The sequence below is a fragment of the Microbacterium sp. MPKO10 genome (assembly GCF_026107415.2).
Lineage (GTDB): Bacteria > Actinomycetota > Actinomycetes > Actinomycetales > Microbacteriaceae > Paramicrobacterium.
The window spans coordinates 442,388-456,203 of sequence record NZ_JAPCHX010000004.1 but is presented as its reverse complement, the minus strand read 5'-3'; the positions used below and the strand labels follow the sequence as shown (position 1 = coordinate 456,203).

Annotated in this window: 11 protein-coding genes; 7 read left to right on the top strand and 4 right to left on the bottom strand. The window is 59.8% G+C overall.

The annotated features are described in order from the left end of the window. Positions 1–100 precede the first annotated feature (100 nt). A complete protein-coding gene (locus OK352_RS10325) occupies positions 101–724 on the top strand; it encodes an FMN-binding negative transcriptional regulator (RefSeq protein WP_265141392.1) in 624 nt (207 codons plus the stop codon). Positions 725–770: 46 nt separating this feature from the next. Next, positions 771–2,345 (top strand): amidohydrolase, encoded by a 1,575-nt coding sequence (locus OK352_RS10320; RefSeq protein WP_265141391.1) that lies wholly within the window; start codon positions 771–773, stop codon positions 2,343–2,345. 579 nt (positions 2,346–2,924) lie between these two features. Here OK352_RS10320 and OK352_RS10315 read toward each other — a convergent pair. Then, positions 2,925–3,503, bottom strand: a complete 579-nt coding sequence (locus tag OK352_RS10315; protein WP_265141390.1) for a MarR family winged helix-turn-helix transcriptional regulator — start codon at positions 3,501–3,503, stop codon at positions 2,925–2,927. A 117-nt stretch (positions 3,504–3,620) separates the two neighbouring features. On the opposite strand from OK352_RS10315, the gene OK352_RS10310 reads away from it, so the two are divergent. Genes OK352_RS10310 through OK352_RS10295 form a run of 4 tightly spaced genes read left to right on the top strand, consistent with a single transcriptional unit; the run spans position 3,621 to position 7,262 of the window. Further along, positions 3,621–4,601, top strand: coding sequence for an ABC transporter substrate-binding protein (locus tag OK352_RS10310; RefSeq protein ID WP_265141389.1), 981 nt, complete (start codon positions 3,621–3,623; stop codon positions 4,599–4,601). Then, complete coding sequence (locus OK352_RS10305; RefSeq protein ID WP_265141388.1) at positions 4,601–5,509, top strand: amino acid ABC transporter permease; 909 nt, start codon at positions 4,601–4,603, stop codon at positions 5,507–5,509. The genes OK352_RS10310 and OK352_RS10305 overlap by 1 nt, the downstream gene beginning before the upstream one ends. Continuing rightward, positions 5,506–6,285, top strand: a complete 780-nt coding sequence (locus tag OK352_RS10300; protein WP_265141387.1) for an amino acid ABC transporter ATP-binding protein — start codon at positions 5,506–5,508, stop codon at positions 6,283–6,285. Before OK352_RS10305 ends, OK352_RS10300 begins: the two co-directional genes overlap by 4 nt. 14 nt (positions 6,286–6,299) lie before the next feature. Continuing rightward, on the top strand, positions 6,300–7,262 hold the full coding sequence (locus OK352_RS10295; RefSeq protein WP_265141386.1) for an aldo/keto reductase: 963 nt from the start codon (positions 6,300–6,302) through the stop codon (positions 7,260–7,262). Positions 7,263–8,223: 961 nt separating this feature from the next. On the opposite strand, the gene OK352_RS10290 is transcribed toward OK352_RS10295, so the two are convergent. Continuing rightward, positions 8,224–9,489 carry a tetratricopeptide repeat protein gene (locus tag OK352_RS10290; protein ID WP_265141385.1) on the bottom strand — a complete coding sequence of 422 codons (1,266 nt, stop codon included), beginning with the start codon at positions 9,487–9,489 and terminating at the stop codon, positions 8,224–8,226. Further along, the gene (locus OK352_RS10285; RefSeq protein WP_265141384.1) at positions 9,486–10,778 is read right to left on the bottom strand and encodes an ATP-binding protein; all 1,293 of its coding nucleotides are present in this window, start codon (positions 10,776–10,778) and stop codon (positions 9,486–9,488) included. The genes OK352_RS10290 and OK352_RS10285 overlap by 4 nt, the downstream gene beginning before the upstream one ends. Positions 10,779–10,983: 205 nt before the next feature. Between OK352_RS10285 and OK352_RS10280 the strand changes: the two genes are divergently transcribed. After that, the gene (locus tag OK352_RS10280; RefSeq protein WP_265141383.1) at positions 10,984–12,774 is read left to right on the top strand and encodes a DUF4012 domain-containing protein; all 1,791 of its coding nucleotides are present in this window, start codon (positions 10,984–10,986) and stop codon (positions 12,772–12,774) included. A gap of 33 nt (positions 12,775–12,807) precedes the next feature. Here OK352_RS10280 and OK352_RS10275 read toward each other — a convergent pair whose 3' ends face one another. Then, positions 12,808–13,644, bottom strand: a complete 837-nt coding sequence (locus OK352_RS10275; protein ID WP_265141382.1) for an SDR family oxidoreductase — start codon at positions 13,642–13,644, stop codon at positions 12,808–12,810. Positions 13,645–13,816 lie beyond the last annotated feature (172 nt).

Genomic DNA, 13,816 nt, shown 5'->3' with positions numbered 1-13,816 from the left:
CCTATGGTGCGTCAGCTCAAACATGCTGACGCACCATAGGTAGCACAGCGACGACAGTCCCAACTTTTCAAATCAATGCAAGAACTCACCGGAGGGCCGCATGTGGGTAAACAAACTATACGAGCCGACAGAAGCGGTGGCGTGGATAAGAGAGTTCGTGAACGAGAACACGTTGTCGACAATCATTACTCACACTCCCGTGCAAGTCGCACATATGCCCGTAGAGCTGATCGACCAAGAAACTGATCAGCCGAAACTCATCTTTCACATGCCCATAGTCGACCCGATCTCGCAGGTGATTGCTGATGCGCCCCGGATCACCGTGGTGATCCACGGTCCGCAGCAATACATCAGCCCTGCGCTGTATCAAGACGTCGGTCTACCTACTTTCAACTACGGGGTGGCCGAGGTCGATGACGTCTGCCGATCTCTCTCTCGAGCGGAACTAGGCGATCATCTGTACCGGCTGATCGAGGAGCGGGAGCAGTTATTCGCGACACATACCGGGCAACCCGCGTGGAAGCTCACAGCTGCTGCGGAAGAGCGTTTCGATCGGCTGTTGCCGATGCTCGTCGGTTTCGAGATCGGTCTTGATAACGCTCAGGTCAAACTGAAAATGGGCCAGAACCGGACCGCTGCCGATCGGCGCTTCACGCTCTCTCACCTGCGTGAGACCGAAGGCATCAATCAGACAGCGGTCCGAATCATGGAAGCACTCTCATAACCAACGGGCACCACGTCGATTCAAGGATTGGAAGCGAGAACTACGCATGCTGCTTGACAGTATTTTTACCGGCGACATCGTGACCTTAGAACCGTCGAGACCTCTCGCACGACAGATGGGCGTATGGAAGGGCCGTATCGTTGGGTTTGACGAGGAACTTAACGGGCTTGGTGCGCGCGAGACTCACGCGTTCGAAAACGGATGCATAGTGCCAGGTCTGATCGATGGTCACACTCACCTCGCTTCAACCGGCCTTCTACTGCAGGAAACTAGTGTTTCCACTGACCGATCGATCGAGGCCGTGCTTACCCGAATCTCAAATGCCCTGGAAAAGCAGGGGCGCTCTGAATGGCTCGAAATCTGGGGATACGACCAGCGCAATATCGGCCGTCACATCACAATGGCTGAGCTGGATCATGTAGCACCGTCAACACCTGTCCTGCTCCGACACGTTTCCAGCCACGCCCTCGTGGCAAACAACGCCGCGTTGTCTCTGGTTGACAATGCAGATGCGCGAGAACAGATCAAACGCAATGACGGGCTTGTATTCGAGAAAATGCAAGACGCTTTTCGCAACCTTGTAGAGCCTTACAGGGTTTCGAAAATAGAAAGAGCGGTGAAAGCCAGCGCTAAGCACGCACTCTCCGAAGGAATCACGACGTGTATCGATGCCGGAATCGGACGCGGCCTGTGCTCGCAATCCGAAATTGATGCGCGAGCCTACATCAACCTCGAGGAAAGAGACGAACTCGGAATCCGGGTTCAGCTCATGCCCTGCGTTGACTACCTACATTCGGTGAAAGCTCATAGTGACGACCACGCAGTCTCGGTCCTAGACCTCGGTCTTCTTCAAGGATTCGGCGGTGATCACTTGTGGTTAGGGCCATCCAAGATGTGGTTCGACGGCGGGATGATGGCACGCAGCGCAGCATTCACCCAACCCTACGAAGGGACCGACACATGCGGTGACCTCGCTGAAGATGAAGGTGCTTTGACACAGCGTTTGATCGACGCGCACCGTTCCGGATGGGATATTGCCGCACATGCCATCGGCGACCGAGCAATCGATAGCGCGCTGAGCGCCTTCGAAGAGGCCCAACGAATTTCTCCTGATCCAAACCGCCGACACCGCATAGAACACGGTGCGGTGATCAGACCTGACCACATCGACCGTCTACGCAAGCTTTCCATCGCTATCGGTACCCAACCATGCTTCATCACATACTCCGGCGATGACTTTCAACAGATCATGGGCAAAACACGAGGCCGTCAACTTTATCGAGGAAAGTCACTTATCGAGGCTGGGATCAGGCTGGTCGGATCAACCGATAGGCCACTGCCTGGCACGCCACTTCGCGGAATTCAAACTATGATGGACCGGAAATCAGCTTCCGGAAACCACGTTGCACCCGACGAAGCGCTAAACATAACAGACGCGCTTAAGGCATACACGATAAACGGTGCCTGGGCAGCGCGCCGAGAAGACCAAATCGGATCTTTGGCCGCTGGAAAATACGCAGATATGACCGTGCTCAGTAACAATATTCTCGAAGCAAGCGCCGAAGAAGTCGGAGAAACAGAGGTGATAGCCACCTTCGTGGAGGGCGAACGCCGATGTTGAGCAGGACCGCGAAACAGTTTTCCGCAAAACGCGCTCCAGAGAGTTTCCGTGCCAGACGCTTTCGCGGCCAAACCGGTCGTTAATTACCTGGACCTACCGCAATCGCCGGTGTCGGCTTTTTTCCGGCGAACAGTATGTCCGCGTAGCGTTCATCTTCCAACTGCGTTGGCGTGAAGAGCGTCCTGGTAGCGCTGGTGCGCGGAGCTGGTCATGATTGTCTGTATGCCTGAAGTAGTGAATTCGAGTACCCATGAAGTCGCGAGAAGGCACACCAACTCTTTGGACTACCGCTGCCATCCGGCACTACGCTCCATGCGCGTTCGAAGGTCATCGCGAAGGCGGAAACACCTAATGAATGAGAAGATAGGTGCTAATCGCTCTCGCCACGCCTCACTGGCATGTCGAGTATGCCCTCTGCGACGGGCATTGGGTCGATTCTTGGAGCCTTAGCCTGGCCGGGCAGGAAACGACTTAATGTCCAGTCAAAAGTTGAGTTGCGCTTGATCCCAACCGGAGACTCACCTGAATCAAAGCGATAGCGCTCGTTACCGACAATGAACGACGAACATTGCGGACGAATCATTTGTCGGGATCGGTTGGCGGTCTAGTGATGCTGCGTTCATTCTCAGTAGCAGCGACGTGCATGAGCTTTTCGAGGATCGCCATGAGGCGCGCCTGGTCGTCGAGGGTGAGCGATTGAAGTAGCTCAGATTCGCGACGGTTCCGCTCAAGAAATACTTGTTGATATGTTGACTCGCCGAGCTCTGTGACCGAATGCACGACTGAGCGGCCATCACGGGGAGAGCGAGTCCTGCTGATCATTCCGTCGGCTATCAGCGTTCGTACAACTGATGACACTGCAGCACGGCTCATACCAGAAAGGTCCGCAATTTTCGACTGCGTGAGCGAGCCGCACACCGTAAGGGTGAGCATGATTCGCTGTCCAGCAGTGGACAGCAGCGAGTTGCGTGAGATGCCATCGGCTCGAGCGTACTCGCCGATGGTTCCTGTCGCACGCCGCATTCGCATTACCAAACGCGAAGCGTCCGCATCGACTCCGGGGAAGTGGTTTGCAAGCTGCCCGTATGCGAAGTGGGTGAACCACCAGTCCGGGAGCACTGCGTCATCGCGTGAGTCCCCAGCGTCGTCGATCCACATGCCGTCACCCTTCTCGGATTCCCCCTGATCGTACATCGGGAGGCAGTCGGCGCCGTTAGGCGGGCTGAAACTGAAATAATCATAACAAAACAAATGCTTGACTAAATAGTCAAAGCCTTGAATACTTTGAATTGTCTTATTAGGGCTGCAAAGGAGAACCCGATGACTTTCAACAGATCAGTGAAGATCGCAGCATTTGCGGCCACGGCCGCACTAGCACTCGCCGGTTGCTCATCCACGGCCGGGAGCGACGAAACCGGCGATGACGTTGCAGGCGGTACCGAAGGACAAGCACTTCCTACAGAGATCCGACAACCAACTGGAGAGTTCGGCGAGTTCAAGGACCTTGTGCCTGAAGAAGAGGATGGCACTTGGATCGCCGCTGGGTCGGGACAAGTCGCGCCTCTTCAGTTTCTACCCGAAGGCGGCGATTCGATCATCGGACTCGTCGCTGATATCACCGCAGAGTACACACACCGGTTGGGACTTGAACTGCAGATCGAGCAAGTCTCGGGCGGGGGCGTCATGCCCGGCGTCGAGTCCGGACGTTACGACGCGGCGTTAGCATCTGGGGACTTTGCAGAACGCCGCGAGACCGCTTCGTTCGTGGACATCCTAAAAGGCGGCACGGCATTGCTCGGCAATGCCCAGGCTCCGAGCGATATTACGGGCGTCGACGACCTGTGCGGGCATTCGCTCGCGGTCACAATCAGCTCGATTCAGCAGACACGGGCCGAAGAAGAGAACGACAAATGCGTTGATGCAGGCGAGGACCCGATCGATGTGCAGCCGTACGATACAGTGCAGGCCGCAGTGCTCGCGGTGCAGTCGCAACAGGCAGAGGTTGCTTGGTCCGACATCTCTCCGATCAACGTTCTCCTTGCCCAGACACCGGGACAGTTCGAGCTCGTCGGTGACCTTATGTGGTATGCCCCGTATGGTGTCGCGATCGCCGCTGATCGACCAGAAATGGCCAAAGCTGTCCACGCATCGCTACAAAGCATGGTCGACGACGGTACATATCAAGAAATTCTCGAACTTTGGGGGAGCGAGAACCTCGCTCTCGACGCCATAGAGATCAACGGGTCGGAGTACTGATGACTAGGGTCACTGACGCTCAACGCCCCACTTTGCCGAGCACCGAACTAACTACTCCGCACATTGGTCGTCGGCGCCTGTCCTGGTGGATCTGGGGCATCGTCGGGGTCATCGTGGTCGCCGGGGCAATAGACTTCATGGTTACCACCCCTGGATGGCAGTGGAACGTTGTCGGGGCATACATCTTCGACCCCGAGATCCTGAGCGGAGTCTTCTATACGATCTGGTTGACCGTGCTGTCGGCGGTATGCGGGCTGATCGCCGGCGGGGTCGTCGCTGTACTGCGAATGTCAGAGAACCCCGCCCTTCGGGCGGCCGGAACCGTTTTCGTTTGGCTTATGCGCGCAATTCCGGCTCTCGTGGTGCTCCTGTTCGTATTCTTCCTCGGTGCCCTCGTGCCTGAGCTAACTCTCGGTATTCCATACACTGACGTCACCCTTATAAGCGTGAAAACGAATGATGTGATCACTAAATTCACCGCAGCGCTCATCGGACTCACCCTCATCCAAGCGGCACACGTTGGCGAAATTTACCGAGGTGGCATTCTCTCGGTCTCAAAGGGTCAGCATGAGGCAGGTGGAGCGATCGGTATGACGCGGGCACAGTCAATGCGCCGAATCATCATGCCGCAGGCTATCCGCGTGATCATCCCACCGTTGAGCAATGAACTCATCACACTGTTCAAGAACACCTCGCTCGTTTCGGTGATCGGCTTTACGGAACTGCTTACCTCGGTCCAGCTCGTGTATGGACGTACATACCAAACTATCCCGATGCTGCTCGTGGCCTGCCTCTGGTACTTGTTTCTCACGAGTATCGCGATGCTCGGTCAAAGCGCACTCGAGAAACACTTTTCGCGAGGTTTCGTACGTCGCAGCAAAGTTCAGTCTTTGGAGGAGCCCGCATGAACGAACCAGTCGTCACGGTACGCGGATTGATTAAGAAATTCCACGATGTTGCAGTGCTGAGAGGTGTCGATCTCACCCTCCGTCGCGGGGAGGTTCTCAGTGTCATCGGCCCGTCCGGCTCGGGCAAATCGACACTTCTGCGCTGCCTCAATCAACTTGAGGAGGTTGACGGCGGCGAGATCCGCCACAACGGAGAACTGCTCGGCATCGAGACGGTAAAGGGCAAGCTTATGCGGTTACGTGAGCGTGACATTGTTCGGCAGCGACGTGCTTTTGGCATGGTGTTCCAGCACTTCAACCTCTTTCCGCACATGACTGCACTCGAAAATGTGTTGGAAGGGCCGACACAGGTGCGGCATATGCCCAAGACTGAGGCTAGTGAGCTCGCCCGCGCGGAACTGGGGCGCGTCGGGCTTGCTTCGCATGCGAATCACTATCCTGCCGAGTTATCAGGAGGACAACAGCAACGCGTAGCAATAGCTCGGGCGCTCGCACTGCGGCCAGAGATCATGCTCTTCGACGAGCCCACCAGCGCACTTGATCCGGAACTGGTGAACGAGGTGCTTGATGTGATCCGTGGCCTGGCAGCTGACGGGATGACGATGGCGATCGTTACGCACGAAATGAATCTTGCACAAGAGATGTCCGACACAGTTGTGGTCATGGATCAGGGCCAGGTCGTCGAAGCTGGCGCCCCGCAGCAAATCTTCCTCGCGCCGCAATCAGAACGAACAGAACGATTCGTCGCAAAACTACACGCAGCCCAACAGAAATAGGAGAAGAACAGCATATGAATACTGCACGACTCGGAACCAGCGAAGTAGAAGTTTCCCGCCTCTCTCTCGGGTCTTGGTACACGTACTCACGACTTAGCTTCGAAGCTGGCACCGAACTTGTCCGCACAGCACTCGACAGAGGCATTACATTCTTCGACGTTGCCTACTACCGGAACTCACCTCACACCGAGATGATCTTCAGCCGCCTCATTCGTGAAACCGGTGTGAAGCGTACTGACTATCAGCTTGCTGAGAAGCTCTGGTACTTCGGATATCCTGAAGAATCGTTGAGCGATCAAACAGATCGAATGCTCCGCCGAATCGACGAAGAGTACGTAGACACCCTTATCATTGAGCATCCGCGCCCCGGAATGAGCGTCGAGAAGCTCGTCGATGAGATCTCGGCAGTTGTGGGCAGCGGACGCGCCCGGAGCTGGGGTGCACTCAACTGGGTACCTGAAGACCTTCTGACCGCGTATGAATATGCGTCGTCGCACGGACTCGCAGGACCCGTGCTCGCGCAGCTGAAGTACTCTCTCGTGCGACGCAACGTCGTCGAGGAACAGTACCGCCAAGTGATTGAGCAGACAGGTATGAGCATTCACGCTTCAGACACGATGGAAGGTGGAATCCTCGCCGGCATTCTCAAGCCCGAGCGACACATTGGTATCGACGTTGGCGGCATACGGGAACAGATAAAGAACATGGTGCCAAAGATCGCCGAAGCAGCGCGCAAGCTCGACATCACCCCAGCACAATTTTCGCTTGCGTGGTGCCTCACAAACCCACAGGTGGCATCAGTCTTGTTTGGGGCGACGCGCCCGGAACGACTGCGCGAGAATCTTGAAGCCATGCAAATCGCCGAGGACCACGGCGACCAGATTCGTGCAGTATCGGAAGGGCTGGGCATTGATGCTCACGCACTCGACGCACCGTACAAGCACGACAAAGCGCTCATCGGAGATTACGTTGCTTAGTCGCCCTGCTGTGTAGGTGCTCACATCCACCGTGACGCGGAGCTGGGGTCGCTGGTGCGGCCCCAGCTTCACGAATCGCGCAGAAGTCTGCTTTTGTGTCTAGAAGAGCAAACGGGGCGCGAATCGTTTCGCAGACGGTCGCGCTCGTGCCTGCCCGGCGGCATAGGAGACTGAGGCATTAGCCATTAGTGCCGACCGAGATTTCACGGGCATTTGCCGTGGCAAGCACTGGCCGCGCTGAACCGCTTATGGCGCGAGTGGGCTCGTAACGTCGTTGACTACTTCAACGTGCGCTTGTCATGGCCTGTTGGATAACGGTCGAGCTGGAGCGCGAACTGCAACTGTTCTGAGCAGGGATTGCCCCGACCAGAGAGAGCCATTGGCGATGCGGTGCCTAGCTTGCAGGCATCAAGCAACGAACCGTTGATACTTACTCCTATCGGTACTTTCCCCGCCGCCACTTCGGAACCAGCTTTCAGTACATTTACTCGTTTGGAGGGCGTCAGGGCGGATGCTTCGCCTGCATCGCCTGATACAGCGGCGCTGTCGACGCCACTGCTTAGCCAGAATCCACCGAGCGGCTTTGGTGGGGGCGTGTGATTTTGGCTCGAGGGTGGTGAGCGTTTTCGGGCTGTGGTGAATCGCCCCGGGGCTCTGGAACCCGGAGCGACGGTACCTCTGTGGCTGAACTTCTCGACAGCCGAAAATCCACCTAGTTCTCCCGTGCATGTCGTGCCTCGGGCCGCCATCACGAGTGTGCTCGAAGGCGACCGCTATACAGACAATAACTCTCAGCAGGGAACGCCGTCGTACTGGGTCAAACACACATGATGCAGATGCATTGAATCGTCCCCTGGCGATGGACTACTCCGTGGGCCGACCCGTCTATGCGGGGTCGGCCCACGACTGCTCCTGCGCACGCGGCCGACGTATCGACGCGATGGTGCGGTCGATGCTGTTCTTAGACGTGTGAGACGAAGGCCGGACGCTTGGGCCGCGGGTCGCGGCCTCCGAACGCCGCAACACGGTCCCACACCCAGTCGGCCAGGCTGTCGGCAATCACGACGTCTTCCTCGCCTCGTGAGCGTCGGACGAGCCGGCCGTAGGCGACAATCGCAAGATACGCACCGCGGTCGTCCGTCATGACCTGATCCCACATCTCGTCCTCCGGCCACTCCGGAAAAGCCGCAAGGTCAGCGTCAATCGCGGCGTCGAGCTCGTTCAGCTCGCCTGCAGTCATAAACCGGAAAGGCTCGTCGAGACCCCACACCGCACCGGTTCCGGGAGCCTGCCCGTCATGCCACCGCGTGATGGTCCGAAGCGGGCGGGTCAGGTTCGCGGTTTCATCCGGGTCGGCCGGTTCGCGGAGCGTCTCGCGCACAGCATCCGGAGTCACCCTGTCGAGAGCGACGAGAGCGGACTCGAGGTCGAGGCCGCGCTCCAAGTCGTTCTGCTGCCGCCACGCCGACTCGATGAGTCCGGCTGCCCGCACCTTCTCAGGAGGCAGCTCGTTCTCATGCACGATCGTACGGAACTTGCGGGTCAAGCCGAGCAGAGTCTGCATCAGCTCGTTCTGCGGGTCTTCACGGAGCAACCGCCGAGCAAGATCTTCGGCATCGTCAAAGCGATACTGAAGCAGGTACGACCAGCCGAGCATCTCGGCCGCCCACACGTTCGCGGGATCAGCTTCCATCGCCGCCTGCGCAATTGGAATCTGCCGCTCTGGCGGAGCAAAACCCTCGGCAAGACGCGTGATCTGCGCCGCGAGCGCCGTTCCCAGCATGTCGGGCATCGTCCGGCCGCACATGGCGACAGCGTCGTCCATGAGGCCCCAGCCGGCCTCGAAGTCGCCGCAGACAGCCATCGCGTGGCCGAGCTGCATGTGGTTGAACCAGAGCTCAGGGTCCTCTTCGACGGCGAGGATCGCGAGTTCGAGCGCCCGGGCCTGGTTTCGCGCGCTGAGCTCGAGGTCGCGCAGCGCGGCAGCGGCGTTCGCGAAGTACTGGTCACGCCGCCCCATCACCTCTTCGTATTTCTCGCGGGCATCGTCGACACGGCGCAGGGCGCTGTAGTGGTCGGCGAGGAGGATCACCATGCCGGTACGCCAGGGCTGATCAGCGAGCACCCGGTACGCGAGCTCTTCGATCTTCGGGTTCGTCGGCTGCGCCTCGAACAGGTCCCATGCGAGCTCGCGGTCGCGGTCGATGTATGTCGTCTCGTTGTTCATCGCATCCCCCGCGCGACTCGATAGGCCCGTAGTTGGTCAAATGTGCCGTCGTCGACACCGTACTCAAGCACCGGTGCGACCTGATCGAACCAGGTCGTCGTCGACGGTGTGATGGTTTTCGCGATCGTCGTCAGACTCTCCGTCGTGACGGGCACGAGGTTCCCTGTACTCATCGACTCGCTCATCGCCTTCTGCAGAGCAGTCGTTGTCAAATGAGCCAGATCCGCACCCGAGAACCCATCCGTCGCTGCCGCCACCTCGACAGCGTCGACGTCGTCGGCCGGCTTACCCTCGAGCGCCATCTGAATCATGGCGGCGCGCGCCACAGCATCCGGTGGGAGCACCAACACAGTCTTGTCGATGCGCCCGGGGCGACGTAAAGCCCCGTCGATGTCCCACGGCCGGTTCGTCGCGGCGAGGAAGTACACGCCGTCGTTGGTGCTGCGCACTCCGTCAAGCTCTTCGAGCAGCTGTGTGAGGATCGAGCGCATGGCCTGTGAACTGCCGCCGCCCGACGAACGGCGCCCGCCGAGGGCGTCGAACTCGTCGAAGAAGATCACGCATGGCGAACTGGCGCGAGCGTCGCGGAACACGCTCTGAATTGCGCGTTCGCTCTCGCCGAGCCATTTGCTGAGCAGGTCGGCGAGAGTCACATGGATGAAGCTCGCCCCCAGATCGCCGGCGATCGCGCGAGCGATGAAGGTCTTGCCGCAGCCGGGAGGGCCGTACATGAGGAGGGATCCGCCCGGGGTCTGCCCGAATGCCGCCGCCATCTCGGGGTTGCGCAGCGGGGCGAGGAATGTCTGGTCGAGGTGCTGCTTGACATCAGCGAGCCCGGCGACATCGTTGAGCGTCACTCGTGGGCGTTCAGCTCCCCATACGGAACCCGCGGTGGAACGCTCCCGTTCAAATCGAATGGAGTGCGTGGCTTCTGACAGCTCGGATTCTGAGTATCTCGAGTTCGAGTGCTCGGAATCCGCCTGCTCGGACTCGGCTTCGGACTGCTCGGGCGTCGAAAGTGTCGATGGCGACGATTGTGGTGCGGCCTGCGGCGGTTTTTCCGCTGGGGTGGCCGACGGGCCACGCAGGCGGGCAGCCATCGTGCGCGCCCGCAGCAGCCCCACCTTCTGGGCATCGCCGCCGCGTGCGGCGAACTCATCGACTTCTTCAGCGGCGCGATCTGGGTCTTCCGACAGCAAGAGAGTGATGAAGTCCTCGCGCAACGCGAGGTTGTCAGGGTCTGCGTCGACCGCGAGAGCGATCACGTCAATGAAGTTTTCGTCAGTCATCGGCGTTATTCTTCCACACCGTCACGAACGGAGGATGGCGCGGAGGGCCCGGGCAGCGGGGTCCGGGTGACACTCGGTTGTTCCTCGTTGACACGGGGACGTCGCCGCCAGTGGGCACCAGGGCGTTACCGCAGTCGGGACGTACGCGCTCAGCTGAGAATCTCTCAGCAGGAAGCCCATATGCTGTCTGAGGGTGCCATAGCACATGGACAAGAGGAGAGCGGTGGGAAGCCGAGCCGTGACGAAGCCGTTGTATAAACGGGCTGTTCTGTGGGTTCCTCTCATCAGCGTGCTCGTCTTGGCGCTCGTTGCCATCGCGATCTGCGGTCTCCTCGTTGTGAAACAGGCGCTCGCCGTGCGCGACAGCCTCAACAAAGCGCTGCCTCTGGTCTCGACGATCCAAGAACACGTGACCTCGGGCGACATCGAAGCCGCCAAGAGTTCCGTGGCCGACCTCGAGAAGTACACCCAGCAGGCCCGCAGCGACACCGGCGGCTTCCTGTGGGACATCGGCGAAAGCGTGCCCGTGCTCGGAAACAGCCTCGTGGCCGTGCGCACCACGGCAGAGGTCGCGGACGCTCTCGCAACGAAGGTCGTCAAGCCGCTCTCGCAGTTCTCGCTCGATGACCTCAAGCCGGTCGACGGCAGGATCGACGTTGACCAGATCTCTGCGCTCGGCGACACGGTGACGGGCGCACTGGAGACCACGACAGCATCCCAAAAACGCCTCGACTCTCTCGACCGGGACGGCCTTGTCGACCAGATCACCTCCGCCATGGACAAGATTGAGCCCAAGCTGAACGAGGTCGCCGACCTGCTGGGTGCCGCGAAGCAGGCGACGGACGTGCTGCCCGCCGCGCTCGGTGCCGACGGCCCGCGCAACTACCTCATGCTCTTCCAAAACAACGCAGAGTCGCGGGGGACCGGTGGCAACCCAGCATCCATTCTTCTTGTCAACGTCACAGACGGCGCCATCACGATCGCCGACCAGGCATCGAGCCGCGACTTCTCGAACGGTGGCCCCGAGCTCATCACCGACATCGATGACGAGACGCTGAAGCTCTACGGTGACAAGATCGGTCGCTACATGATGGACATGACGCTGACGCCGAACTTCCCGACCACCGCCGATATCGCGACCGCGTGGTGGGGTACGTACAGCGACACCCCGATCGACGGTGTCGTGTCGCTCGACCCCGTCGCCCTGAGCTATCTGCTGAAGGCCACGGGGCCCATCGAGCTCGAGACCGGTGACACACTCACGCCCGACAACGCGGTATCGCTGCTGTTGAACGAAACCTACTTTCGCTACGAAGACCCGGACGTGCAGGACCTGTTCTTCGCCGCCGCGGCAGGGTCGATCTTCGACGCACTGACGCAGGGCGACCTCGACATCAAGGAGCTCATCAGCCAGCTCACGATCGTGATCGATCAGGGCCGCCTGCTCTACTCAAGCTCTGACGAGGCCGAGAACGCGCTGTTCGCTGACACGCGCGTGGCCGGGACGCTGCCCGAGAGCAACGACGAGACGAACGTCGCCGGTGTGTACATCAACGACACCACGGGTTCGAAGATGGACTATTACATGGACGTTGCCATCGGCGCCGAGCAGTCGTGCGCGGCCGATGCCACGTCGACCGCGACGACGGTGACCCTGTCGAATGTGCTCGACCCCGCGAAGGCAGACGACCTGCCCGGGTACATTCAAGGCCCCTACTACGACCACGGCCGCATCGCCACTGACGTTGTGCTGTATGCGCCCGTCGGGCAGACGATCACCGATGTCATGGTGAACGGAAAGTCGAAGAAGCCGAACTACCAGGGCGAGCATTTGGGTCGTAACGTGGCGAAGATCTCGGTCACGACAGACCCCGGCCAGCAGACGGTGATCAGCTACACACTGTCAGGCAAGACGGATGCTGACGCCGCACCACTCGAATTCTGGCACACGCCCATGGTGCGGGAGACCCCGGTTGAGGTTGCCCGCTGCAAGTAGCGGGCGCGGGCACGGAGCGCTGACGCCGCCTCATCAGTCCTGGTCGGCAGCCTCAGCGACCGGCGACGGAGACTTTCTGCCGACGAAGTGATCCATCGTGCTGTTGACGCCAAAGAAGTTCATCAACGCATCGAACGCCGGAACCGGCAGGATGCGCGCCGGATTGACGAGCTTCGTGAAGCGCGGCATCAGCAGTTCCGTCCGGCCACCCTCAATGCCGTCGAGAATGCGCCGCACCACGTACTCGGGCGTCATGATCGGCAGGATGCGCGGAAAGCGCGTCTGCACCCCCGCGAACATGCCGGTGTCAATGTAATACGGGCACGCCACCATCGACCGCACGGGACTGCCGAGAGTGCGCAGCTCGGCCTTGAGCGACTCGGCAAAGCCCCGCGCGGCGAACTTGCTCGCCGCGTAGTCAGTCTGCTTCGCCACGCCCACGAGCGACGCCGCACTCGACACCGTGACAACCGTGCCGCGTTGTCGCTCGATCATGCCGGGGAGGAACGCCCGCGTCACCCAGAACAGCGCGAGCGTATTGACATCGAACGTGCGCTTGATGGCGTCGTCCGTCGCGTCAAGAAGATGCTGACCGGTCACGATGCCCGCATTGTTGACGAGCACGTCGACCGGTGGGGTCGAGGATGCTGCCGCGGCGACAGCATCCGTGTTTGAGACATCGACCGCCGCCCACTGTGCCTCGCCGCCTTTCGCCACGATCTCGGTGCAGACCGCCTCGGCGGCGCCCGCTGCGAGATCCCAGATGACAACGTGTGCCCCGCGCTCGGCCGCGCCGAGGGCCATGAGCCGGCCGATGCCGCTTCCGGCGCCGGTTATGAGAACGGTTGCGCCTCGAAAGGAGGTGGTCATCGTCGACCCTTTCTGTCTGCCTGCTTGTGTACGCCTCGGTCTGTTCGTTGCGATCTGCGCATCGTCACGTGATCGCGTCGGCGTGGTGGCCAGTGAGACGAATATAGGTGCGCGGAGTGGCACGGGCAACTGACCTGTGCGGGGGAGTGAACGTCGTGCCGCCGCCGGGCGC